General features: G+C 61.5%; 22 protein-coding genes. 9 read left to right on the top strand and 13 right to left on the bottom strand.

The annotated features are described in order from the left end of the window. Positions 1-11: 11 nt before the first annotated feature. Entirely contained in the window at positions 12-1,049 is a 1,038-nt protein-coding gene (locus BLW62_RS09520) for an MBL fold metallo-hydrolase (protein WP_090507559.1), read from the bottom strand. Between the two features lie 151 nt (positions 1,050-1,200). Between BLW62_RS09520 and BLW62_RS09515 the strand changes: the two genes are divergently transcribed. Next, positions 1,201-1,995 carry an enoyl-CoA hydratase/isomerase family protein gene (locus BLW62_RS09515; RefSeq protein WP_090506840.1) on the top strand — a complete coding sequence of 265 codons (795 nt, stop codon included), beginning with the start codon at positions 1,201-1,203 and terminating at the stop codon, positions 1,993-1,995. 95 nt (positions 1,996-2,090) lie between these two features. On the opposite strand, the gene BLW62_RS09510 is transcribed toward BLW62_RS09515, so the two are convergent. The 4 genes from BLW62_RS09510 to BLW62_RS09495 all read right to left on the bottom strand — a co-directional run bounded on the left by BLW62_RS09510 (position 2,091) and on the right by BLW62_RS09495 (position 6,791). Next, positions 2,091-2,828, bottom strand: a complete 738-nt coding sequence (locus BLW62_RS09510; RefSeq protein WP_076582305.1) for a 3-hydroxyacyl-CoA dehydrogenase family protein — start codon at positions 2,826-2,828, stop codon at positions 2,091-2,093. A 93-nt stretch (positions 2,829-2,921) separates the two neighbouring features. Then, a complete protein-coding gene (locus BLW62_RS09505) occupies positions 2,922-4,271 on the bottom strand; it encodes an MFS transporter (protein WP_090506839.1) in 1,350 nt (449 codons plus the stop codon). A 48-nt stretch (positions 4,272-4,319) separates the two neighbouring features. Then, positions 4,320-5,906, bottom strand: coding sequence for a class I adenylate-forming enzyme family protein (locus BLW62_RS09500; RefSeq protein ID WP_090506838.1), 1,587 nt, complete (start codon positions 5,904-5,906; stop codon positions 4,320-4,322). A 114-nt stretch (positions 5,907-6,020) separates the two neighbouring features. After that, entirely contained in the window at positions 6,021-6,791 is a 771-nt protein-coding gene (locus BLW62_RS09495) for an SDR family NAD(P)-dependent oxidoreductase (RefSeq protein ID WP_090506837.1), read from the bottom strand. A gap of 294 nt (positions 6,792-7,085) precedes the next feature. On the opposite strand from BLW62_RS09495, the gene BLW62_RS09490 reads away from it, so the two are divergent. After that, entirely contained in the window at positions 7,086-8,081 is a 996-nt protein-coding gene (locus BLW62_RS09490) for an FAS1-like dehydratase domain-containing protein (RefSeq protein ID WP_090506836.1), read from the top strand. A gap of 116 nt (positions 8,082-8,197) precedes the next feature. On the opposite strand, the gene BLW62_RS09485 is transcribed toward BLW62_RS09490, so the two are convergent. Both BLW62_RS09485 and BLW62_RS09480 read right to left on the bottom strand, forming a co-directional pair. Then, the gene (locus BLW62_RS09485; protein WP_090506835.1) at positions 8,198-8,638 is read right to left on the bottom strand and encodes a Zn-ribbon domain-containing OB-fold protein; all 441 of its coding nucleotides are present in this window, start codon (positions 8,636-8,638) and stop codon (positions 8,198-8,200) included. Then, complete coding sequence (locus tag BLW62_RS09480; protein ID WP_090506834.1) at positions 8,635-9,783, bottom strand: acetyl-CoA acetyltransferase; 1,149 nt, start codon at positions 9,781-9,783, stop codon at positions 8,635-8,637. The genes BLW62_RS09485 and BLW62_RS09480 overlap by 4 nt, the downstream gene beginning before the upstream one ends. A gap of 243 nt (positions 9,784-10,026) precedes the next feature. Here BLW62_RS09480 and BLW62_RS09475 point away from each other — a divergent pair, with 243 nt between their 5' ends. The 4 genes from BLW62_RS09475 (at position 10,027) to BLW62_RS09460 (ending at position 14,141) form a co-directional block, all read left to right on the top strand. Continuing rightward, positions 10,027-10,299 carry an MTH865 family protein gene (locus tag BLW62_RS09475; protein ID WP_090506833.1) on the top strand — a complete coding sequence of 91 codons (273 nt, stop codon included), beginning with the start codon at positions 10,027-10,029 and terminating at the stop codon, positions 10,297-10,299. 120 nt (positions 10,300-10,419) lie between these two features. Next, positions 10,420-11,607: an acyl-CoA dehydrogenase family protein gene (locus tag BLW62_RS09470; RefSeq protein WP_090506832.1), complete on the top strand. Its 1,188-nt coding sequence runs from the start codon at positions 10,420-10,422 to the stop codon at positions 11,605-11,607. Positions 11,608-12,004: 397 nt separating this feature from the next. Next, on the top strand, positions 12,005-13,486 hold the full coding sequence (locus tag BLW62_RS09465; RefSeq protein ID WP_090506831.1) for an APC family permease: 1,482 nt from the start codon (positions 12,005-12,007) through the stop codon (positions 13,484-13,486). 109 nt (positions 13,487-13,595) lie between these two features. Beyond that, positions 13,596-14,141, top strand: coding sequence for an RDD family protein (locus BLW62_RS09460; protein WP_090506830.1), 546 nt, complete (start codon positions 13,596-13,598; stop codon positions 14,139-14,141). Here BLW62_RS09460 and BLW62_RS09455 read toward each other — a convergent pair. The 6 genes from BLW62_RS09455 to BLW62_RS09430 form a co-directional block, all read right to left on the bottom strand. Then, positions 14,135-15,514 (bottom strand): ABC transporter substrate-binding protein, encoded by a 1,380-nt coding sequence (locus tag BLW62_RS09455; protein ID WP_090506829.1) that lies wholly within the window; start codon positions 15,512-15,514, stop codon positions 14,135-14,137. The two genes, BLW62_RS09460 and BLW62_RS09455, sit on opposite strands and share 7 nt — an antisense overlap. Before the next feature lie 90 nt (positions 15,515-15,604). Next, complete coding sequence (locus BLW62_RS09450; protein ID WP_090506828.1) at positions 15,605-16,681, bottom strand: ABC transporter ATP-binding protein; 1,077 nt, start codon at positions 16,679-16,681, stop codon at positions 15,605-15,607. Positions 16,682-16,743: 62 nt separating this feature from the next. Further along, positions 16,744-17,643, bottom strand: coding sequence for a carbohydrate ABC transporter permease (locus BLW62_RS09445; protein ID WP_090506827.1), 900 nt, complete (start codon positions 17,641-17,643; stop codon positions 16,744-16,746). Then, positions 17,640-18,587, bottom strand: coding sequence for a carbohydrate ABC transporter permease (locus BLW62_RS09440; protein WP_090506826.1), 948 nt, complete (start codon positions 18,585-18,587; stop codon positions 17,640-17,642). The genes BLW62_RS09445 and BLW62_RS09440 overlap by 4 nt, the downstream gene beginning before the upstream one ends. 167 nt (positions 18,588-18,754) lie before the next feature. Next, the gene (locus tag BLW62_RS09435) at positions 18,755-19,750 is read right to left on the bottom strand and encodes an MBL fold metallo-hydrolase (RefSeq protein WP_090506825.1); all 996 of its coding nucleotides are present in this window, start codon (positions 19,748-19,750) and stop codon (positions 18,755-18,757) included. 3 nt (positions 19,751-19,753) lie between these two features. After that, complete coding sequence (locus tag BLW62_RS09430; RefSeq protein ID WP_090506824.1) at positions 19,754-20,950, bottom strand: acyl-CoA dehydrogenase family protein; 1,197 nt, start codon at positions 20,948-20,950, stop codon at positions 19,754-19,756. Positions 20,951-21,096: 146 nt separating this feature from the next. Here BLW62_RS09430 and BLW62_RS09425 point away from each other — a divergent pair, with 146 nt between their 5' ends. The 3 genes from BLW62_RS09425 to BLW62_RS09415 all read left to right on the top strand — a co-directional run bounded on the left by BLW62_RS09425 (position 21,097) and on the right by BLW62_RS09415 (position 24,866). Next, positions 21,097-21,873, top strand: coding sequence for an IclR family transcriptional regulator (locus BLW62_RS09425; RefSeq protein ID WP_090506823.1), 777 nt, complete (start codon positions 21,097-21,099; stop codon positions 21,871-21,873). 312 nt (positions 21,874-22,185) lie between these two features. Next, on the top strand, positions 22,186-22,812 hold the full coding sequence (gene rdfA / locus BLW62_RS09420; RefSeq protein ID WP_090506822.1) for a rod-determining factor RdfA: 627 nt from the start codon (positions 22,186-22,188) through the stop codon (positions 22,810-22,812). Between the two features lie 92 nt (positions 22,813-22,904). Continuing rightward, complete coding sequence (locus BLW62_RS09415; RefSeq protein ID WP_090506821.1) at positions 22,905-24,866, top strand: archaea-specific SMC-related protein; 1,962 nt, start codon at positions 22,905-22,907, stop codon at positions 24,864-24,866. Positions 24,867-25,043: the final 177 nt, after the last annotated feature.

The raw sequence follows: 25,043 nt of genomic DNA, 5'->3' as shown, positions 1-25,043 counted from the left end.
TTCTGTTCGCGTTACACGTGTTCGTGTTCGTCTTCGTATTCGTCGTGTTCGTATTCACGTTCGTGGTATCGAACCCCCTCCTCGAGGCTCGAGCGAACGCGGCCCTCGCGCTCGAGCGTGGCCAGCGAGCCGACGATTTCGGGCATCTTCCGGGCTCGTTCACGAACGGAGTCCGTCTGCTCGAGTGCGACGTCGGTTGCGGTGAGCGCGTCGTCAGCCTGCTCGAGAACCTCGAGACAGGCTTCGAGTTGGGTCTCGAGGTCGGTGATCGATCGGTCGACGACGGCGTCGAAGCGGTCGTGGACGGGCCCGTGACCTGGATAAACACGATCGAACGAGTGACGCTCGAGTCGTTCGAGGGCCTCAAGGTAGGCCGAAATCCCGTCGCGAACGCCGTCGTCGAAGTTGACGTGGAGGGCGATCGCCCGGAACGGTTCGATGGCCATGTCACCCGCAAAGACGACGCGTTCCTCGCCGAGCGTCGTTGCGTAGCAGTAGTGTGGTGCGTGATGGCCGGGCGTGTAGATCGGGTCGAACGTTCTGTCCCCGATCGTCACGGGTGTTTCGTCCTCGATCCAGTTGTCTACCGCCTCGAGTGGCAAACAGTCGCGGTGAGACCGATGGGCATCGAGAAGCCGCTCGAGAGAATTCGGAATGTAGCGCTCGTCGACTCCCGCTTCGTGGAGGTTCCGTCTGGTCGCCATCTCGACGGTCTCGAGGTCGCGTTCGAATCGGTCGCGGGTCTGTCCGGGCGCGTGGACCGTCGGGTTTCCACGCTCGCGAAGGGGCTGGACCTGCCCGGCGTGATCCGTATGCGGGTGCGTAAGCAGGAGGTGATCGATCGCTTTGGGATCGACGCCGTGGGATCGAAGTCCCTCGAATAACTCGTCGCGACCCTGCTCGCCCGCCATGCCGGCGTCGACGAGGATCGGTTCGTCTCCGGGAATGAGGTACGCTGCGACGTGACCGGGCGGCCACTCGACGCTGCACTCGAGGCGGTGAACTCGTGACCGAGCGCTGTCCGCACTCGGTCGATTCGTCCGTGACACGAACTCACATTCGAGGTCGGTGTGGGTGATGGTTTGTTCACCGGCAAGGCTTACGCGAACTGTCGGTTCGAGCGAGTACATTCGGGGGAAGAGACGCGATTCGCACACCCGATTCGTGTACTTATTTGGTGATCGATACTGACTGTCAGCCATGGACGACCTCGACACAGTCCTAGTGAAGTACGACAGTGAAACTGGCATCGGCACGCTCACGATGAACCGTCCGGACGCGCTCAACGCTCTCAACGGACAGCTCCGAGACGACATCATCGCCGGGCTCGAACAACTCGAGACCGCGAATGAAGACGCCGACGGCGTCGCCCTGCGAGCCGTCGTGCTCGAGGGGGCCGGTGAGAAGGCCTTCTGTGCTGGTGCGGACATCGGCGGCTTCTCGGACGAATCGGCCGGCGGCTCCTCCGGACGCACGCACTACGACTTCATCCGGGACTTCCCGACGCCCGTCATCGCGAAGATCGACGGCTACTGTCTCGGTGGCGGCCTCGAGACGGCCCTCGCGTGTGACTTCCGGCTGGCGACCGAGGGGAGTACGTTCGGCTTCCCCGAAGTCGACCTGGGAATCATCCCCGGTGCGGGTGGCGTCCAGTACGTGACGAAACTGGCCGGCCCGGCGGTCGCGAAGGAACTGGCCATGCGCGGCAACCACATCTCGGCCGAACGCGCCGATGACGAGGGGATCATCAACCACGTCTACGACGCGGATTCCTTCGACGAGGACGTCGACGACTTCGTCACCGAACTCGCCGGACAGGCACCCCTCGCCGTGCAGGCCGTCAAAAAGTCCGCCCACATGGCCGTCCACTCCGGCCTGAACGAGGGCCTGCGCTACGACAGCCAGGTCTTCGCGGAGTTGTTGACGACAGAAGACCACGCGGAAGGTGCCGCGGCGTTCGCCGAAAAGCGCGACGCCGAGTTCGAAGGAAAGTAAGAACGCGCTGTCTCGTTGGTTCTCGACTTCTCGATTTCTCGGTTTCTCGGTTTCTCGATTTTGTGGGTTCGCGGGTTCGCAGTTTTTGTGTTCGTTCAGTCCCACTCTTCGCCGATCCCGCGCAGCGAGAACGGGCCGACGGGGAGGTTGTAGCCGTCCTCGAGCGCTTTGTCGACCTGATCTTCGGTCGCGATTCCCTCGTCGACGATCTGCTGGGCCTCCTCGCGCATCGCCGCGTGACAGCGGTTCGCGATGAAGCCGTAGGTTCCGGGTGCGTCGTCGATGGTCACTCGCGTCTTGTCGAGTTCGTCGATCAGTTCTTCCGCGCGTTCGACGACCGCGTCGTCGGTCTCCGGTGCGCGTACGATTTCGACCATGTCCATGACCGGAACCGGGTTGAAGAAGTGCGTTACGGCCACGCGAGAGGGGTCGGAGACGGCGTTCGCGATCGCGGTCACGGAGAAGCCACTCGTGTTCGAGTACAGCGGCTGGTCGTCGGTGACCTCGTCGAGATCACGGAAAACCTGACCCTTGATCGCGAGGTTCTCGGTCACGGCTTCGATGACGAAGTCGGTGCCGTCCGTCGCTGCCGCGAGATCCGTCGTGAACGTGATTCGCTCGAGCGTCTCTGCCTTTTCCTCCTCGGAGAGATAGCCGCCGGAAACGGCGTCGTCGAGACCGTAGTTACCCGAAATGACGCGCTCTCTGGCCTCCTCGGCCAATTCCTCGTTGATCTCGCGGACGCGAACGTCGTAGCCGTTTCGTGCGAGTACCTGTGCGATGCCTGCACCCATAATTCCGCCACCGACGACGGCGGCTGTGTCTCGGGACATGATATCACGCTTCACAGGAGAGACCTTAGTTCTTGTGAACACTCCGCTTGATGTCGACTTTCTCCGAAACAGACGGGTGCGCGAGACCGATGTTCAGTCCGCGTTCACAGTCGTCGTCGAGACCGCCGGGTCCCGAAGGAGCGGAATCGAGACGACGGTGAGACAACTGACGACCAACAGCGCACAGAGTACGTACGTCCACTGGTAGCCGAACCAGCTTTCGACGGCGGGAATCGCGACGAGCGGCCCGAGACTCAACCCGATTTCGCCCATCACGTTGTAGACGCCCCCCATCCGACCGAGTTCGTCCCCCGGCGTCAGATCGCCCAGAATCGCGAGCAACGCGGGTGCCGACATTCCGATGCCGAACCCGATCAGGACGATGGCGACGAGGAGCAACTCGAGGACGGGGTAGTACGCGATGACGAGGAACCCGACGGCCATGGCGACGAACGCGGGGACCGTCAGGAGCGACCGATCTCGCATTCGATCGGAGACCCAGCCCGTAAACAACGTCGTCACGCCGGACGTGACCACGCCGAGTGCCATGACGACCCCGCTAATTCCCGCGGCCTCCAGTGCGGAGATCTGCATTCCGTGGACCTCCGCGTATCTGGCGAGCGTGACGAGGACGATGCCGCCCCAGAGCAACTGAATCGTGAAGTTTCCGTAGCCGATCGCGAGGACGGCTGGCCGCTCGCGGAGGATGGCCGGAATGTCCCGAATTCTCGCGGCGTCTCTATCGGTCCCGGCGTGCACGTCCGGCAAGACGAGCGTGGCGATCGTTCCGGCGACGAGTGCGAGAATGCCGCCGACGAGAAACGCGATTTCCATCCCCGCGAGGTCCGTTAGCACGCCGCCGACGATGAGGCCAGCCGGAAAGCCGAGCGAGTCGAATCCGCGCATGTAGCCGACCCACTGGCCGCGGTTCTGCGTCGTCGTGACGTACGTGATGGTCGCGAACGCGCCGATGAAGACGAACGCGCTGCCGACACCCCAGAAGAGACGAGCCAGGACGAAGACGACACCCGGCGCGGATACCTCGCCAACGATTGGAAACGTCCCGAACACGTACGCCGGCGTGTACAGGCCGGCGATGTAGCCAAAGGGTGCCAGCGCCTGCGTGTAGAGGCCGAAGATCATCGGTTTTCGCGTCCCGTAGCGGTCGATGATCGATCCTGCCGGCGTGTTCATGAACAGCCGAGCGATTCGATTCGCCGACAGGATGATGCTCAACATAACGGCGCTGATGAGCAGGTGTTCGTCTAACAACGGGAGCGTCGGATAGGCAACCCCCGTCGCGACACCGCCGAAGAACACGCCGCCGATGACCGCGAGAGCGATCGTTCGGATTTCGCGATTCGAGTACGTCTTCGACTCGGACGCTGACTCCGAATCTGGCGGTTCGTCACCTGCGGATTCCCCTTTCCCTCGGTCATTCATCGAAGCGCGGGGCCTCCGTTCACTACGTCCCGTGCTGGCGTTGGGCGCTCACTCATCGACATACTCTCGACCGAACTCCTCGCGCAGAACCGTCTTCTGTACTTTCCCGCTCCCGGTTTTGGGCAGTTCATTACGGACTTCGACGTACCGAGGGTGCTTGTACGGTGCGAGTTCGCCGAGGACGTACTCCTCGATTTCCTCGTCGGTGATCGACGCCCCGTTCGTGGGCACCACGGCTGCGGCGACGGTCTCGCCCCGTCGCTCGTCGGGCACGCCGAAGACGGCGGCCTCGAGTACGCCCGGATGATCGTAGAGCGTGTCCTCGATTTCGCGGGGATAGACGTTGTACCCCGCCGTGAGGATCATCTCCTTCTCGCGCCCCTTGATGTAGTAGTAGTTGTCGTCGTCTCGAGACGCGATGTCGCCCGACCGGAAGAAGCCGTCATCGGTGAAGACGGCCTCGTTCGCTTCGGGATTCTTGTAGTAGCCCGCCATAACCTGTGGCCCGTCGATGAGCAACTCCCCTTCCTCACCGGTCGCGACTGGCTCGTCGTTCTCGTCGACGATTTTCGAGCGCGTGTGCCCGGCGGGTTGGCCGACGCTCCCCGGCCGATTGCCGAGTGTCGACCAGCGAATGGTGTGCGTCGTCGCCGTCGTCTCCGTGAGTCCGTACCCCTCTGAGAGCGTGACACCGATTCGCTCCTCGAACGCTTCTTGAACCGGCTTCGGCAGTTTGTCGCCACCCTGTCCCGCCCGCTGGAGCGCCTCGAGGCCGTGTTTCTCCGGGTCGTAGGCCTCGAGCAAGTCGCTGAACATAGTCGCGACGCCGATGAACGCCGGAATGTCGTGTTCGTCGATCAACTCGAGAACGCGTTCTGGGTCCCACTGGTCGGGTCGGAGTAAGTGAAGCGTCCGACCCGAACACAGCGAGGAGAGCATCTGCAAGAGGCCGGTGATGTGGTACATCGGGAGGATAATGAGCGAATCGCCCTGAATGGGACTCGCGCTGTAATTCGAGACGCTGGTCGCGATCTGGACCCGGAAGTTCCGATGAGTGAGGAGGACGCCTTTCGGATCGCCGGTCGTCCCCGACGTGTAGGGCTGAAGCAAAACGTCGTCGTCCGAGCGCTCGACGAGGTCGCCGTGGCTGTCGTCGCCTCCCTCCGCAACCGACGACAGTGACGTGTGATCGGTGTCGGCGCTCGTACTCACGATTTCGGCCTCGAGACCGGCGACGGCGTCGACGACGTGATCGCTCGCCTCGCCGTCTACCACGACGGCCTTCGCGTCGGCGTGGTCCACCTGATACTCGATTTCGCGGCGACGGTAGGCCGGGTTCAGCGGGCTCGCGACGATTCCGCTCCGAATGCACGCCCAGACGACCGCACTGAACGCGATACCGTTTGGCATATAGAGACAGATCCGATCGTCGGACTCGAGACTGAGCCCGACCAATCCGCGGGTGTACGTTTCGACGAGGCGGGAAAACTCCCGGTAGGTTACCGTCTCACCGGCGTGTTCGATCGCGATCTGGTCGGGCTGTTCGGCGACCGCCCTGTCCAGGAGGTTTGCAATGTTTCCGTCGTAGGGCGATTCGAACAGCGACGCTGCCGGAACGAGCTCGAGGTCATCCATTTGTCAAGTAGTTTGTCGATATCACTGAAAAGTGTATGGATCTTGGTAACACGAACCGGAACCCTCGTCGGTCGGTTGATACCGACGACGCCGGTCAGCGATGCCGACGGGAACTCACTCGAGGCGCGGCGTTCCCTTGATCGTCATCGTCTCGCCGACGATGTAGGAGGAAGCCGGACTGGCCAGGAACTGCGCGAGGTCCGCGACCTCTTCGGGCCTCCCGATCGTCCGATCCGCTCTCGAGCGATCGATCGCGTCGGCGTCGTCGTCGACGCCCATCTGGGATTTGACGCCCTCGGTGGCGACCAATCCGGGCGCGATGCAGTTGACCCAGATGTCGTCTTCGGCCCAATCGGCGGCGAGCGAACTCGTGAAATTGATCACAGCGGCTTTCGCCGCGCCGTAAGGGCTCATCTGTCTCGAGCCGCGCTGACCGGCGACGCTCGCGATGTTGATGATCTTCCCGCCGCCGTTGTCGCGCATGTACTCGCCCGCGGCCTGACAGCCGTGGAACGTCCCGTGGAGGTTGATGTCGACGATAGTCTTCCAGCCGTTCTCGCTGATCTCTGCGACCGGCGCCTGAAAGCTCGCACCCGCATTGTTGATGAACACGTCGAGCGATCCGAACTCGCTCACGGTCTGATCGACCAGTTCGTCGATCGACCCACGGTTTCGCACGTCGCACTCGAGGGCGAGCGCGCGCCCATCGGCGTCGCCCTCGTTGATCGCGCTCGCGACGGGTTCGACGTTGTCCAGTTCTCGAGAGGTGACGACGACGTTCGCGCTGTCGTCGGCGAAGCGTTCGACCATCGCCTTCCCGAGTCCGCTCGAGGAGCCCGTGACGACCACCGTCTCTCCTTCGAGGCTGAATTGGTCGGTCGTCATCGATATCGCCTCACGTCTGGCTGATCCACTGTCGGCCACAATGTGGCATTTGCTATCATGATACAACACGATACTTCGACGATCGATGTAATAAATCATGTGACCGGTCGCGTCTTCGAACCCAGTTTCCGCCTCGCCTCGTTGACCGCGAGGAATACGCTTATGAGATTCGTCGAAAAACCGTAGGGAAAATGATGGACGAATACAGCGAGACTGCGCGTCACCTGCATAGTCAAGGTCCGGAATCATGCCGCCGATCAGCCATCGGGGGTGTCGCTCGTGCCGAGTAAGTCGATGGCCGACCTCGAGGCCATGGTCGGCGACTCGCGAGTCACCGTCGAGGATTTCCGGATCGAACCGGGCAAAGTCGAGGAGTTCGCCCGCTCGATCACCGATCCGAACCCCGTCTTTCGCGACGCTGGCGTCGCCGACGAACGCGGATTCGACCGCCTGCCCGCGCCCCTGACGTACGCTCGAGTCAGCCGGTTCCCCCGCTATCGACCCGACGACCTCGAGATGTACGGCTTCGACCTCGGTTTTCGACCGGAGTACGTCCTCCACGGCGAGCAGGGCTACGAGTACGAGCGGCCGCTGCAAGTCGGCGACGTGCTGACGGGGACGACCACCCTGACGGACGTCTTCCAGCGCAACGGCGGGCGCGCCGGAACGATGACGTTCGCCGTCTACGAGACAGAGTACCGCGACGAAGGCGACGACCTCGTGCTCACCGATCGGGCGACGGTCATCGAGACCGACGGTGCCGTCGAAGACGACGAGAGCGACGCTGAAAACGGCGAGGACGGGACGGGCCCGACGGACGGAGACGATTCGACGGCCACCGACGACACCGTCCCACCCGCGGCGGCGGTCGACCGAGTTCGCTCGGCGGACGACCTCGCCGTCGGCGATACCGGCCCGACGGTCGTCGTCGAGGACCTCGAGCGAGTACACTTCGTCAAGTACGCGGGCGCGAGCGGGGATTTCAACCCGATTCACTACGACGAACCCTACGCCCGCCAAGCGGGCAACGAGAGCGTCTTCGGCCAGGGGATGTTCACCGCCGGCGTCGCGTCTCGAGTGGTCACCGACTGGTTCGGCCTCGGGGCCGTCGACTCCTTCAGCGTCCGCTTCCAGTCGCAGGTCTTCCCCGACGACTCGATCGCTGCGACGGCTGAAGTCGTCGACAGGCAGCCCGACGACGGCGTCGTCGAGGTCGACCTCGCGGTCGAGAACCAACACGGCGAAACGCTCCTAACCGGCTCCGCCACGGCGACGCTGTCCGACGACTGAGCGAGCGTCTGGCGGGGCAGCGATTTTCGATTGTACCAAGTCTAGGTGTCTCGAGGCCACCTCGTCTCCCCGAGAAAGCGAAACGCAGGACGAACGCCTCGTTTTGCGCGGCTCACTCACCGAGGCACGAACACCGGGATCGCCGCCTCTTCGGAGACCTGCCAGAAGGTGACCTCGAGTGGCATGCCGACTTCGACCGTCTCCGGGTCGCACTCGAGCAATGCGAGCAGCCGCGGCCCCTCCTCGAGGGTCACCGCGGCGACGACGTACGGCGTGCGGTCGCTAAAGCCGGGTTCGCCGGGGATGTGACAGACGGTGTAGGAGTACACCGTCCCGACGCCGTTACTCGCCTCGAACGGCGGATCGGTGGCCCCACAGCCCGTACAGACCGCACGCGGGTAGAGCTGTGCAGTTGCACACTCCTCACAGCGCTGGTACAGCAACTCGCCCTCGAGCGTGGCTTCCCAGAACGCCTCGTTCGCACCGCTCGGGACTGGGACCGGCCCTTCCCACGACTCCCGGCGATCCTCGACGACGGGGGATTCGGACCCGCTCATGCTTCCCTCCGGAGGACGACGGTGCTACTCGAGGAGAGGATGCCGCCGGTGCCGTGTGCGACGGCGACCTCCGCTCCGTCGACCTGTCGATCACCCGTGTAGTCGCCCCGAAGTTGGCGGACGGCTTCGATGAGCACGAACACCCCGAAGTGACCCGGATGGCAGTACGAAAGCCCGCCACCCTGGGTGTTCATCGGCAACTCGCCTCCCGGAGCTGTGGTTCCGCCCTCGACGAACGACCCGCCTTCTCCCTTCTCGCAGAAACCGAGGTCCTCGAGCGTCACGAGGGCGGTGTAGGTGAACGAATCGTAGAGTTGGGCGACGTCTACGTCGTCGGGGGTGATTCCGGCCTGTTCGAACGCCTTCGGTCCCGTGACGGCCGCGCCAGTGGTCGTCATGTCGGGCATCTCGCTGATGTCCTGTCGGTGCGTGCTCGTCGAGGCGACGCCGGAGACGGCGATTTCGGGGACCCCGAGTTCTCGAGCTTTCTCCTCGGAAACCAACACGACCGCGCCACCGCCGTCGGAGACGAGACAGCAGTCGAGGAGGTTGAACGGCTCCGCGATCTGGCGCGACTCGAGGACGTCGTCGACCGTGATCGAGTCCTGATGTTCGGCTTTCGGGTTCATCGACGCCCACTCGCGCGTGGCGACGGCGATTTCGGCCAGTTGCTCCTCTGTCGTCCCGTACTCGTGCATGTGCCGACGGGCGGCCATCGCGTACGCCCCGGGCGGGCGAAAGAGTCCCGTCGGTCGAACGAATCCGTCGACGGGGTGCGTAATCTCGAGCGACTGATCCCGGCCGGGCCCGGTCTTGCGCGTCGAGCCGTAGGCGATCACGACCACGTCCGCTCTCCCGCGAGCCATCGCGTCGCCGATGTGACCACAGAAGCTCTCGAACGACGAGCCGCCGATTTCGGTGCCCTCGAGCACGGACGGCTCCTCGAGGTCGAGGTACTCAGAGAGGACCAGCGCGGGCATGTAGTCGTTCCCGCCGGCGACGGCGACGCCGTCGACGTCCTCGAGTGCTAGCCCGGCGTCCTCGAGTGCGCGAACGGTCGCGATGCCCGCGTTGTCGAGCCAGTTTCGGTCGGGTGTTTCGCCGAGGTCGCTCTCGGCGACGCCGGCGACGATCGGTTCAGCCACAGTCGTGCCTCCTGACAGCGAGTGCAGTCATGGACGGCGTTTTTCTGACGGTCGCCAAATAGATTGTGGTGGTGTACCACGATGGCCGGTAACAACGGACATTGACGCGACGAAGCGACGGAGCCACAGTCGGCCGTTTCGACCAGTCAGTTGCGTGTGTGCGAGGCGTTGTCTGCTTGAATCAACGAAGGTTGTTCGGCGGAAAAGATTATGTAAATGGATACTGTTACCACAAACCGTACTATGTCCGAGCCAGATCCCGAAGAGATCCGATCACAGCTCGTCGACGCGTTCGACGGTGCAGACTACCCCGTCTCGAACCCGATGGAGTTCCTCCCGGCGTTGCCCAACGGCCCGGCAACGACGTTCGAGTCGGGTGACTTCTCGATGTCGATTATGGAACTCCAGAACGCGTCCGACGGCGGCGACTCCGATCGATACCCCTACCACGGCCCCGAGGAAGTCGCCGACGACATCGTCGACGGCCTTCAAAACGCCGGCGAACTCCCGAGTTGACCACTCGAGTGGCTGGAGAGTGTGTCGGTTCTCGTGTCGCGTTTTGTTCGTCCCCATCTCGTGAGAAGTTTTAACATAATCTGTGGAGATAGTCGAGTTGCTGCCAAGAGTGAATACACGATGATGCTCAGCGACGAACAACGGATGGTTCGAGACTCGATTCGGGAGTTCATGGACGAAGAGATCGCACCGGATTTGCCAGAGGCCGATCGCGACCCCCTCTCGAAAGCCGACGCGATCGACTACATGCAAAAGATGGCCGAAATAGACGTGGGGCCGTACGCCGAGGAACGCTTCGACGACCCGCTGACGAGTACCATCGTCAGCGAGGAGGTGTCTCGCGTGTGGCCGAGCCTGCAGGTGACGATGGGGATGTCGCTACCGGTGACGATGTTCGAGATCTTCTCCGAGCGAACGCGCGAAGCCTACGCCGAGGAGTGGGAGACCGACCGACTCGTCGGCTGTTTCGCGATCACGGAACCGGCGGGCGGGTCGGATACCAAGGTGCCGAACACGACCGCGACCAAAGACGGCGACGAGTACGTCATCACCGGCGAGAAAACGTGGGTGTCGAACGCCCCGATCGCCGATATCGCGCTCGTCGTCGCCTGGGACGACGAACACGACCAACGGGACATGTTCCTCGTCGACCAGAAGACCGCCGGCTTCGAGACCAGACCGCTCGAGAAACTCGGCTGGAAGGGCTCACCGACGGGCCAACTCTTCTTCGACGAGTGTCGCATTCCACAGGAGAACAAACTCTCTCGAGCGGTGATGGAGGCGATGAGCGACGGTCGAATGGATCCGAGCGAGTCGTCGTTCGCGACGGGCGGTGGTGCCGGCGGAAACCCCTTGAACACGATGTTCGCCTCGATGCGAAACGGAATGGCCGCCATCTCCGTGGGCATCATGCAAGCCGCCTACGAGGCCGCACTCGAGTACGCCACCGATCGGGAAGTCTTCGAGAAACCTATCGGCCAACACCAACTCGTCCAGGAGAAACTCTACAACATCCGTGCCGGCCTCGAGACGGGGCGACTCCTGACGCGTCACACCGCCCAGATGATCGACGCTGGGGACCCGGACGCCCGGATGCTCTCCTCGCTCTCGAAGGGCTGGGTCTGTGAGAAATCGGTCGACGTAACCGACGACGCCATGCAAATCTACGGTGGCAACGGCCTCTCGACGGAGTACCCCCTCGAGCGCTACTACCGGGATGCGCGGACGATGACCATCCCGGACGGCACCACCGAAATTCAGAAACTGGTCGTCGGCTACGAACTGACCGACATGCAGGCGTACACCTGAATCCCTACCCACGAGACACTGCGTGTGAGAGTCGAGAGTCAGATTCGTCGAGAACGCGTTCACTCGCCGTTAACGCCATCGACCGCACCATTTACGAGCGTAACGTTGAATCACATTGAATGTGAACACCATTCACGTTAGTATCAACCGTGATAACCAACCACTAGATTTACGGCACTCGGATCGAATATTCTTGCCATGGATACGTGGGTGAATATAGTCAGACGGCCGACTATTGGATTGGGATCTAGCCGACACGGAAGACGAGACGCTCGACTCGAGTGGCTGTCTCGACGGACATCGGTTCCTCGACGACAGAAAATGCGAAGCCGACCGCCGTTGGAGGGCATCGTTGGCGTGAACGTCACGGGAAGTACCATGGAGTGTGTTGATACCCATGTCTAACGCAGAGTTCAAGATTATCGACGAGAAGATCGGTCTCTTCGGGGGCACGTTACTCCTCGTCGGCAACGTTATCGCGATGACGGCGTTCCTCTTACCGGCTCACTTGATCGCTGACGACGGCCTCGGACCGGAGGTCGCCATCGCCATGATGCTCGTCATCCTACCGGTGACCTTTAGCATCCTCAGCACGCTCCAAATCGGTGGTGCGATGCCCGCGGCAGGTGGGAGTTACGTCTACGGCTCGAGGCTGATCAGTCCGTTCTTCGGGTTCTTACTCCCGTGGATTGTCATCCCCTCGATCTGGCTCGGCCAACTGTACCTCGCGTTTGGGTTCGCCGAGTTCATGCGCTTTTTCCCGACGTTCGATTGGATTCCGATGTGGGCACTGATGTACGCCGTCATGATTCCGTTCATCATCCTGAACATCCTGGGGATCCGGATCGTGACGCAGGTTCAGATCGTCCTCGTCTCGATCATCATCGGCGGAATGTTGCTCTTCATCGTGCCGGGATCACTCTACATCGACACCGCGAACTACACGGGCATGTTCGAATCCGGAACGGGTGCGTTCTTCCTCGCGATCGTCTCGTTATCGATCGCGATGCACGGGTTCAATCTCGCGACCGACTTAGGTGAGGAACTCGAGGATCCGGTGAAGAACATTCCCAGGGTGTTGGGACTCAGCGCCGTGATCTCGATCGGGCTCATGGTGCTCCTCGTCGTCGTCGCCGTCGGCGTCGTTCCGCTCGACTTCTACATCGAGAATCGAGACGCGGGCGTCGCGTACGCGGCCTTCGAGTTCCTGCCGACCGGCGGTGCCTACTTCGTCGCCTTCGCCGCCGTCGTCGGGGCGTTTACCTCGCTCAACACGCTCTATACCGCGTACTCGAGACAGCTCATGCGAGCGGCTCGAGACGAGGCAATTCCGCTGTACTTCGCGAAACTCCACCCGAAGTACCAGACGCCACACCGAGCGATCTTGTTGCTCGCCGTCCCGGCGCTGCTTATGGTGCCGCCGATTAGCTCGACGACGCCCGTCATCATGGCGGCAATTCTCTCGATCACGTCGATGATTGGTGCGATCATCAGCGCGGTCGCGCTGTGGAACCTGCCGAAGCGCTTCGAGCGTCGCTACGAGTACTCGATCTACAAACTGCCACGACCAGTGCTGAAAGTCGTCGCCATCATGAGTGCGCTCGTGTCGTCGATCTTCCTGGCCGGCGTCTCGCTCGAACTCGGCTGGATCCTCGCGATTATCTTCGGCTGGATTATCCTCGCGTACCCGGCCTACCGATACCGGGTTCGCTCGCTGCAAGAGAAAAAAGACGTCGACCTCGTCAAACGGATGAAATCGCTGCACGATTACGAAGAACAGCGAGCCGAAGAGGGCTCTCGCGCCTCGGAGTCCGAGACCGAGGCAGAGACTGAAACGCCAGAGACGCAATCGAACACCTCATCGACCGCCGAAGACTGATGGACGCCACGGCACGCGAACGAACCGACTCCGCACTCGACCCGGCGCTCGAGCGTGGCCACGATCCGGCCTCGACACGCCTCCCGGTGGCCGATACAGGTGAGCAATAGTGCTCGATTCGATTCCCACCAAACGAGTGCCCGACCCCGACCTCGAGTCGGCGTCGCCATCGTTGCTCAAACGCCGAGCGATCGCGACGGGAATCGACCTCGCCGTGTGCTACTTCGTTATCGAGACGGCGATACTGGCCGTATTGTTGGTCGCGTTCACGGACGCCTTCCTCGCACTCGGAAACGGTGCGTTCCTCTTGAGCCTCGTCGGGCTCGTCCCGATCTACCTCGGCTATACGTTTTGCTTCGAGTGGCGCTACGGCCGAACGCCGGGCAAAAAGCGAATGGGGCTCCTCGTCGTCAGCGAAGACGGCGCTCACCTGTCCGTACACGACGCAGCAATTCGAAACGTCCTGCGATACGTCGACTGGCTCCCCGTCGGCTACGTTCTCGGCTGGTTCGTCGTTCGTCGCTCCCCGACCGGTCGTAGATTGGGTGATCGTCTCGCTGGCACGCTCGTCGTCCGACCGGTTACGACCGCGGAGTCGCTCTACGATCGCGACGCGCACGCACGAGCCGCTTCCGGCTCGAGCGAGCGTCAGTAGTTCGCTTGCTCTTGGACGTCATCGTATCGTGCTTCGTACTCGCCGACCGCCCACTCGTAGGCCTCTTCGGGATCTTCGTCGTCGACGAGCACTCGGTTGGTTAGCTCAGCAGGGATGTCGAACGTCCCGACGTGGAGCGTCTCCGGATTCGACGGCAGTTCCGGGCTCTCAAGTTCGGGAACGATCTCGTCCATGATGAACTCGTTTTTCTCGAGGAACGCGCCGTCTTCGACCTGGAAGATATCCGCCTCCTGGTACTCGTCTTCCTCGATGATCTCCTCGTAGGGCGGGATGAATCGCATCGGTTCCATCAGGGACACCTCGACGTGATTGTCTGCCCCGTACATGTACCGTTTGAACTCCTCGGCGGTCTCTGGGTTGCTCGAGCCGTCGATGATCGGCGTCCCATTGACGAGCACCCACCCTCGCGTTACCGGGTCGGCACCGTCTCGCGTCGGTATCAGTGCTTGCTCGGTCGCGAGCGCGAGGTCCTCCGCGCCCGCCTCGTACGCTGGACCACAGAGCCACGCGTTGTTCATGAAACACTGGCCGTATCTGCCGCCGATCCAGTCCTCGATGGTGTCTTCCCAGCCGATCGCCGACGCGTCCGGTGAGTACTCCGATAGCTCGAGCAAGACGTCTAACACCGGCATCACGTGTTCCTCGTCGAACCACAACTCGATCTCGCCGTCGCCGTTTTCCTGCCAGACGTCGCCGCCGGAGTTGTACAGCCAATTCGCGAAGTCCGAGCCGGATTTCCCGACTGGCTCTCCCGGGAGGCCGAAGCCGCGCATCTCTTCGAACTCGTCCGACTCGTCGATGGCCTGGGCGTTGTCGACGAGGTCGTCCCATGTCTCGGGCACCTCGAGATCCAGCGCCTCGTAGACGTCAGCTCGGTAGTTGAGACAGCCACCCACGTAGACGCCGTGGGGAATCGAGTGCGTCTCCTCGTCACGGTCGCCGGTCATCGGCTGGAGCGTGTACTTGAACAGTGCGTCACCCCACTCCTCCTCGAGGTCGTCGACCACGTCGTCGACCTGCCTGGTCAGCCCCTGGTTGATCAGGTCGCCGAACTCGGAGGTCGTTCCGTGGTAGAACTCGGGTGCGTCACCGGATTGCAACAGCGTCGCGAGTCGTTGTTCACCCGACCCGTGTAAGCCCGTGTACTCGATGTTGACCGGGACGTCCGAGTCTTCCTCGAATCCCGGGATGAGTTCTTCCTCCCAGTACGTTTCCCACTCGCCGCCAGTCAGATCGGTGAGGATGTGTAGTTCGTCGTCGTCTCCGCCGCCGAGACACCCCGCGAAGAGGCCGGCCGCCCCAACGCCAAGACCTGACAGTACCTGTCGCCTGTGTATACCACTACCTGGCATAGACCATGCTTGTTGTTAACAATCATTATAAAGATATCGTCTGTATTCACCGCGTTCGCCGACGAACGACGGAAAATCGAGCAGTGGTAATTACTCGATCCGAAGCCCGCTCTTCGGATCGAACGCCTTCATCGCGTTCGTGTCGAACTCGAGGCCGTATTGTTGCCCGTTGCCGCGGAACTTCGGCGGCGTCACGACGGTGAGCCGGCCGAGTGGCGTGTCGAAGAGGCTGTGGGTCTGATCGCCGAGCGTCTCGTCGAAGACGTGTTCGCCGGTGAGTCCGTCGTCGGGCTCCGAGGAAACCGAGATATCCTGTGGTCGAATACCGATTCGAATATTTCCGTCTTCGTACTGGGCCAACGCCTCCGAGGTGGCGATCTGATAGGCCGTATCCCCGATCGACAGATCCATCGTTCCGTTCTGTCGAGAGAGATCGGCGTCGAAGAACTCCATGTTCGGTCGGCCGATGAACTCCCCGACGAACGACGACTGTGGCTCGTCGTAGACCTCCCTCGGCGTCCCGACCTGCTCGAGTTCGCCGTCGTTCATCACGGCGATACGGTCGGACATCGTCATCGCCTCCTCCTGATCGTGGGTGACGTACATCGTCGGACAGCCGACCTTCTCGGTTACTTCGGCGAACAGCGGCCGCAATTCGTGTTTGAGCTTCGCGTCGAGGTCGCTCATCGGCTCGTCGAACAGGAACATCGCGGGCTCCCTGACGATGGAGCGCCCCAGCGCGACGCGCTGTTGTTGTCCCCCGGAGAGTTCGCTCGGGTGTTTCTCGAGTTGATCTTCGATCTGTAGCATCTCCGCAGCATCGCGAACCCGTTCGCTGCGCTGTTCCTTGCTCTGGCCCTCGAGTTTCAACGGATAGCCGATGTTCTCTTCGACCGTCATGTGTGGGTACAACGCAATATCTTGGAACAACAACGCGATTCCCCGCTGCTGGACGGGGTAGTCGGTAACGTCGTGTTCGCCGAACATGACCGTTCCTGAGGTCGTGCTCTCGAGGCCGGCGACGCAGCGTAGCGTCGTCGTCTTCCCACAGCCCGATGGGCCGACGAGAGTGATGAATTCGCCGTCCTCGATGGTGAGGCTAAAGTCGTCGACGGCGACGAGCGATCCGAATCGTTTCGTGAGGTTCTGAATGGTGATTGCTGCCATGGTTTTGGTGTGTTAGTGTGGTTGTGTCGATTGTGTCGTGTGATTGTCTGTTCAAACGCTGCTCAGAGTGCGCGAATCTTGAAGCCCTTCAGCAGGTACGACTGGAGGAAGAACGCGAACAGGAGTGCGGGCAGTGAGACGAGGAGGCTCACGGCCATGAACTCCGGCCAGCCGGTTTCCCACGAGGAGTGGAACAGTCGGAAGATCCCCGGCGGGAACGTCGTCGCCGAATCGTCGGGCATGAGGATGTACGCGAACGTGAAGTCGCCCCAGGCGATCGCGAACGCGAAGACCGAGTTGGCGATCATCGCCGGTTTCGTCTGCGGAACGATCACGTCGAGGAAGCCACGCCACCTCGGCGCGCCGGCGACCCACGCGGATTCCTCCATCGAGGCTGGGATGGTCTGGATGTATTTCCACATCAACCAGACGGCGAACGGCATCGACATCGCACTCAGTGCCAGGATGAGGCCGACGTACCTGTTGAGTAGTCCGAGCGTATCCCAGATGAGGTACAGCGGAATCGCGAGGACGATCGGACTGAACATGTAGCCGACCAGCAAGAATCGCGCCGTCTTGACCTTGTGTTTGTAGTTGAACCGGGCGAGGCCGTACCCCGCGATCAGGGAGACGACGATGACGGTCACGACGACACCGATCGTGACGATGACGCTGTTCAAGAGGTAGCGTCCGACCGTCGGGTTGAAGATCACGTCGAACTGCTGGACCGTGAAGATGTCCGGCGTGGGGAAAAACGTGATCCCCTCTTGGAGCCCGAGACGGGTCTTGAACGCGTTCTGGGCCATCCAATAAATCGGAAAGCCCAGAATCACGAAGAGGACGGTCATGCTGCCGTAGAGCCCGGTTCGGTAGATGAGGCTTCGGTAGGTGTGTGAGAGCCGGAACGAGCGGCCGAACGTCGGTTCGTCCGGCGTGTCGTCTCCGCCGGTCTGGGTACTCATGTTTGGACCTCCTGGCTCGGATTCATGTGTTTCAAGTAGAGGATCCCGCTCACGAGCAAGAACAGGAACATAACGATGGCGACGGCGTTGCCCATCCCGTACGCGCCGAGTTCGAACGTCTCCCTGTAGGCGAGAATCGGCATCGTCGTCGTCGCACTGCCCGGTCCGCCCTGGGTCAACTGGTAGATGATGTCGTACTTGTTGAACATGAACACCGCGCGCAGGAAGATCACGACCAAAATCGCCCCGTAGAGTCGAGGCAGCGTGATGTCGCGGAACATCTCCCAGGTCGTCGCCCCACAGACCTTCGCGGCCTCGTAGAACCGGTCTGGAATAGACTGCAGTTGTGCGAGCGTGAACAGCGTCACGAACGCCGAGAACTTCCAGCTACTGATGATGATGACCGCCGTCATCGAGAGGCTCGTGTTCCCAAGCAAGTAGTCGTCCCAGAGACCGAGTTGCGTCCCCGCCGCGTGGAGCACCCCGTCGTAGGGATCCAGCATGAACAAAAACACCATGGTGACGATAATCGTCGGGATCAGATACGACGTGAATACGAGCGTGCTCAGCAACCGACTGCCACGCGAGATCTTGTTCAAGACGAGTGCCATCCAGACGCCCACGATCAACTGGATCACCGTCGAACCGACCATGAACACGAATCCACGCCACATCGATCCCCAGAACCGATCGATCTGGAAGACCTCGATGTAATTGTCGAGCCCGACGAACTCCCACTGTGGATTCAAAAGCGGCAGGTTGTGCAACGATGCGACGAACGCGAAGCCGATCGGTATCAGTGCGACGAGCGTGTAGAGGACCAACACTGGCAGGATCGTCAACCAGCCCCAGAAGTCCTCCGAGGTAATTTCGAACCCGCCGATCGAAATCCCGTCGTCGTAAAAACGACGTGACTGGTCGACAGGCTCCATGTCGGTTGCCATGCCAACACTATACACAAGGTAATTGTTAACATTTTCGCCGAATCACATCTGTCTCGAGTTTTGTTCGCGCGCTGGAATCTGAGTCTATTGTGCTGGTCGTTGCAACAGCTACCACAGATAGCAGGCGCAAAAACGAGTACCGAGTCGAGACACCGTGTCAGATCCGGCTACGGCGTCGGCTTTACCGTCGCGTACGACCGCACGCCGTCTCGAGTAACGTGTTCGACGCGGCCGCGGCGCTCTAACGTCCCGAGTGCGCCGAGCGTGTCGAGGAGTTGGGCGGGATAGCGAACCTCCCCCATTCGGTGGCGCGTGATCTCCATCGGCGTGGCCGGCCCCACGGTCACGATCGCTTCGTGGGTCTCGGCCGTGAGCGACTCGAGTTCGTTACGCGTGAACTCGATCGTCTGATCGAAATCCGTGAACACGGGCCCGTGGCCGGGGAAGACGCTGTCGAACGAGTACGGTTCGAGCCGATCCAACGCGTCGTGGAACGCGTCGATCGCCTCGTAGGCGCCGTGGTCGATACCGACGTGGATCGCGCCGGAACGAAACGGCTCGATGAGCGCGTCGCCGCTGAACAGGATCCGCTGGTCACCGATCGTCGTCGCGAGACTCGCGTGATGGAGTTGATGTCCAGGCGTGTGAATCGCCTCGAACTGGAGACCCCCGACGGTAAACGCCTCGCCGAACTCGAAGCCGACTGCCGCCGTCGGGGCGAGGAGTCGACGATTTCGCCGTAACGAGTCTCGAGCGCGTTCGATCTCGCGTTCGATCGCCTCACCGCGGTAGCCGGCGGATTGTCCGATCTCACTGACGCCCGCGGCCAACTCGTCGCCATCGCGCTCGAGTCGCTCGAGGACGGGTTGGGGCGCGTAGATGGTCGCACCGGCCTCACGGAGCAGCGGCACCTGTCCGATATGGTCGCTGTGTGGATGCGTGACGATGACGGCTTCGACGTCAGAGGGGTCGTAGCCCTTCGTGTCGAGGGTCTCGCGGATCGTCTCGCTCGCTCGGTCGCTCGGATCACCCGCGTCGATCACGATTGGCGCGTCTGCCTCTATCAGGTACGCGGCGGCGTGTTTGGGCGGCCACTCGATGTCGAACTCGAGTCGGGTGATGGAGGCGACCGACGGCTCGGTCTGTTTGGTCGGCTTGGACATCGCTCAGATGAGTTCTCGAGCGATCGTGCGCTTTTGGATCTCGTCGGTTCCTTCGAAGATACGGAAGACACGAGCCGAGCGGTAGTTGCGTTCGATCGGGAGTTCCTTCATGAAGCCGGCACCACCGTGGATCTGCATCGCGATGTCGGCGGCGTCGTTGGCGAGTTGGGCTCCGCGAAGCTTCGCCATAGACTCCTCTTTGCGTGCGCGCTCGCCCTCGTCCATCTTCCAGGCGGCGTAGCGATAGAGCTGTCTGACCTGCTCGATGTCAGTCGCGAGTTCGGCGAGTTGGAAGGAGACGCCCTGTCGGTGTCCGATCGGTTTGTCGAAGGTCTCTCGCTCGCGGGCGTATTCGACGGACATGTCGAGGAGGAACTGCGCCGTGCCGACGGAGCCAGCGGCGATGTTAATTCGACCGCCGCCGATCCAGTCCATCGCCGACTGGAAGCCACGGTCGACCTCGCCGAGCACTTTGTCTTCGCCGACGCGACAGTCGTTGAAGTACAGTTCCGAGTGCGTTCCCGGGGTCATTCCCATCGCGCGGTGGATCGTGCCGACTTCGAAGCCGGGGTTGTCCGCGTCGACGAGGAAGCACGTAATGCCGCCGAGATCCCCATCTTCGCCGCTCGTTCGCGCGAAGACCATGACGAAGTCCGCGTACGGGCCGTTCGTGATGTAGCACTTTTGGCCGCTGATCACCCACTCGTCACCGTCTTTCTCAGCGGTCGTATCCATGTAGTGGGCGTCGCTGCCGTGGCCCGGCTCGGTGAGTGCGAAACAGGTCGTGATCTCGCCGTCCATCAGTGGCTTCAGGTACTCTTCGCGCTGGTCTTCGTCGCAGGCGAGGAGAATGGGCGTCGGTCCGCCCGCACCGCCGAAGATCGCACTGTGAAAGCCCGGCGGTCGGTTCGACATGTGCTCGCCGACGATCGCTCGAGTGAGGATATCGACGTCACCGCCACCCGCTTCCTCGGGCATTGTCATCCCGTAGAACCCAGCCTCGACCGATTTCTCCCGGATGGTTTCGACGATCTCTCGATATTCGGGTACCTGTCGATGATTCTCGTCGACGATGTGTTTCTCGTAATCCGGGCCGAGGAACTCCTCGTACTCGCTCTCGAGTGGGGAGACTTCCTGTTCGATGAAATCGTCGAGCGCTTGGGTAATCTGCACTGCCTCGGACGGTTCGCTAAAGTCCATATCCTATATGACAGAACCGACTACATAAGTGTTATCGTGGCTCACAGGCCGTCGTCACGCCAATTGGAGCCCGCTTTCGGGGTGTTTTGTGATTACGCTGTTCGACAGAACAGAACAATTATACTGCTCTCTCTGGAACTATTGGTATGACAATCCAGGGCACGGACGAGGTGGATCGGGTTCAAGCGGTCGTCAAGACGCTCGACATCCTCGAGGCACTCTGGCAGGCCGAAGGCGCGGGTGTTACCGAACTGACCGAGCGAACGGGGCTCCCCAAAAGCACGGTACACGCTCACTTGACGACACTCTCTTCGAAAGGGTACGTCGTTCAGGAAGGAACCGACTACCGTCTGAGCCTTCGATTCCTCTCGTTTGGCGAGCACGTCAAACACGCCGAACCACTCCACGCTGCGTCCGAAACCCCTCTCGAAGACCTCGCCGAGTGGACCGGTGAACGAGTGCTGTGTTCGACTGTACAAAACGGATTGGGGACGGTCATCCGCGCGTGTGATGGCGAACGGTCCGTTTCCTCGAGTATCACCGTCGGGACGCCGACGTACCTCCACTGTTCTGCGGGTGGAAAGGCGATGCTCGCCCACTTCGAGTCCCACCGTGTGAGTCGGATCGTCGAGGGGTGGGGCCTCCCCGCGTTCACCGAAGAGACCATCACGGACCGGGAGACCCTGGAAGCCGAACTCGAGACGATTCGTGAGGCCGGCATCGCGTACAGCCACGGCGAGTACTTGCCCGGTATTAGCGCCGTCGGTGCCCCGGTACTCTCGAACGAGGGGGAAGTCCACGGCGCGGTTACGGTCGCCGGCCCACAACACCGCCTCGAGAACGAGTGGGAACACGACGAACTGCACAACCAACTGCTCTCGGCGGCGAACACCGTCGAAGTCAACCTCTTGTTCTCGGAGTGAACCACCCAACGGCGAGAGCGCGCGAGTGTTCGGTTGGGTTGAACGGCTCATCGAACGCGCGAGAATAGAATTTGATCGAGCACGGCGGCCTATTGACGGTATTGGTCGAAATACTCCCGTTCGGCTGATACGAACACAGGACCCATTACAAATATAGGCCTGTAATTGTCTCGACGGTCTATCGGCACCCGCGTCAGTCGATAGTCTTACTGTGTCGACCGCCGAACCAGCGCGGATTGCAACCGACCGAGTATACCGAAATTTCCGCCCGTAACCACAACGTTTGTATCGGCGGCTTCTGTCTCGGTTGGTATGGGCGAGGACGCGAGCGGGCGACGACGAACGAAAGTCGAACGCATCATCGACGAGTACGGACTCGAGGAGTGGGGCGCTCGCCTCGAGGCGGAGTGGATCGGTGACGGAACGGAGCGAACGAGTCTGCGCGACCTGGCCGACCTGTTCAACCGGGCCGTTCTCAGGGCTGCTCTCATCGATGCGGGCGAATCCGTCACCGACGCCGACGTCGGTCACCTCTACGAGACGCTGACGGACGACAGCGTCCCTCGATCCGACACCGTCCGAAAGCGCCGTGACCTCGAACGGTCCGGAATCGACGTCGAGGCGCTCCAGTCACACTTCGTCACGCATCAGGCGGTCCACACCTACCTGACGTCCGTCCGCGACGCTGCCCTCCCCGACGAAGACCCGACCGACCGCCTCGAGCGAAAGCAGACCACGATCGAACGCCTCTCCGGCCGGACGCAGGTCGTCACGGACGCCACACTCGAAGAACTGGTGACCGCAGACCGGCTCACGGACCGCAGCTATGAGGTGTTCGTCAACGTCCGCGTCGTCTGTGAGAACTGCGGCTCAGACTATCCGATCGTCGACTTACTCGAGCGAGGCGGCTGCGATTGCGAGCAGGCGAGTAGCACCTGACCGGCACGAAACAGCCGCAATCGATGATGGCGATAATTCGACATCACTCGCCAGTCGATACTATTTTTTACTCCGACAGACAACGGACCCGTGTGTCACCACCTGAGTCAGTTACGTCGTCGATCACTGTTTCCGCCGAGCGCATCGGCGGGATCGATTCCACCGAAGTTACGCTGGAGCCCGGTGTAAACGTTCTGACTGGCCGGAACGCGACTAATCGAACGTCGTTTCTCCAGTCGATCATGGCCGCAATCGGTAGCGACCGCCCGTCGCTGAAAGGCGACGCTGAGTCGGGCCACGTCGAATTAGCTCTCGACGGCGAAACCTACACTCGCACGCTCGAGCGCCACGACGGTGCCGTCCGATTCGACGGCGATCCGTACCTCGAGGACCCCGAACTCGCCGATCTCTTCGCGTTCTTGCTCGAGTCCAACGAGGCTCGACAAACCGTTCGACGGGGCGACGACCTTCGTGAGTTGATCATGCGGCCGATCGACACGGACGAGATCGAAGCCGAAATATCGCGACTGGAGTCCAGAAAGCGAGAGATCGACGACCAACTCGCCGACCTCGACGATCTCAAGTCCGAACGGCCGGCTCTCGAGACGCGACGGCAGGCGATCGAAGACGACATCGAAGCCAAAACTGAGCGACTCGAGGAACTCGAATCGGAACTCGAGTCGTTCGACCTCGACATCGACGCGAGCCGAGAGCAACGCGCAGACATCGAGGAGACTGTCGCCGACCTCCAAGACGCACAGTCGACGCTCGACTCGATCGAGTACGAACTCGAGACCGAGCGCGAGAGCAAGGCCGAACTCGAGGCCGAACGCGAGGAGATCGACGACGAACTCGAGGCCGTCGACGACGATCTCGATTCACCGGAGCACCTCGAGGGCCGCGTTCAGGAGCTTCGAAACCGAAAACGCGCACTCGATACGACGCTGAACGAACTCCAGAGCGTCATCCGGTTCAACGAGGACCGACTCGATGAAGATGGACTCGACCTCGAGATCGAGCCAAACAGCGACGCCGGTGCAGGCTCCGATACAGACGGTGACGTCACCGACCAACTCCTCGAAGAGTCGAGCGACGTCGTCTGTTGGACCTGCGGATCGTCGGTCGAACGCGACCGCATCGAAACCACCGTCGAAAAGCTTCGATCGCTTCATCAGAGCAAACTCGGCGAGCGAAACGACCTCCAATCGCAGATCGACGAACTCTCGACGCGCCAGCGCGAACTTCGCGAGCGCCGAGAGAACCACCGAGAACTCGAGGACCGACGCTCCGCCGTCGAGGAGGAACTCGAGCGCCGCGAGTCGCGGATCGACGACCTCGAAACCCAACAGGCCGAACAGCGCGAGCGCGTCGAGGAACTCGAGGAGGAAGCGGAGACGCTCGAGACGGCAGATTACGGCGAAGTTATCGAAACCCACCGTGAGAGCACCCAACTCGAGATGGAAATCGAGTCCCTCGAATCGGAGTACGACGACGTCCACTCCCAGATCGACGAGATCGAAACGAAACTCGAGGAGCGAGCGGAATTCGAGGCCGAACGTGAGGATATCGACGACGAACTGACCGACCTTCGAACCCGCGTCGGCCGCCTCGAAGAAAACGCCGTCGACGCGTTCAACGAGCACATGGACTCGATTCTCTCGATCCTCGAGTACGGAAACATCGAGCGTATCTGGATCGAACGACGAGAGCGCTCGGTTCGCGAGGGTCGTCGAAAAGTAACGAAGACCGCCTTCGACCTCCACGTCGTCCGCGCGGCCGACGACGGGACGACCTACGAGGATCGCATCGATCACCTCTCGGAGAGCGAACGCGAGGTGACCGGATTGATCTTCGCCCTCGCGGGCTTCCTCGTCCACGAGGTCCACGAGGCCGTCCCAACTGTGCTCTTGGACTCACTCGAGGCGATCGATTCCGATCGCATCGCCGATCTCGTTGCGTACTTCGAAGATTACGCCGACTGTCTCGTCGTTGCTCTCCTTCACGAGGACGCACAGGCCCTCCCCGACTCACACACGTACGTCACCGAGATCTGAACGCGGCCTCGACTGTTGTCTGGCCTTCCCGTTCGTACACCAGCATCGAAGCGTACTTCGACGGATCGTCTCGAGGCCATTCACCGATTCACTAACTTATGATGGATTCATTATGTTTCTGAGGAAGAACCGTTCTCCTGATATGTGGTGTAAGGTCAGATAGAAATTACCCCTATA

The organism is Natronorubrum sediminis (assembly GCF_900108095.1).
Classification (GTDB): domain Archaea; phylum Halobacteriota; class Halobacteria; order Halobacteriales; family Natrialbaceae; genus Natronorubrum; species Natronorubrum sediminis.
The sequence above is the reverse complement of the archived record's forward strand: the minus strand, read 5'-3'. Positions and strand labels throughout refer to the sequence as shown.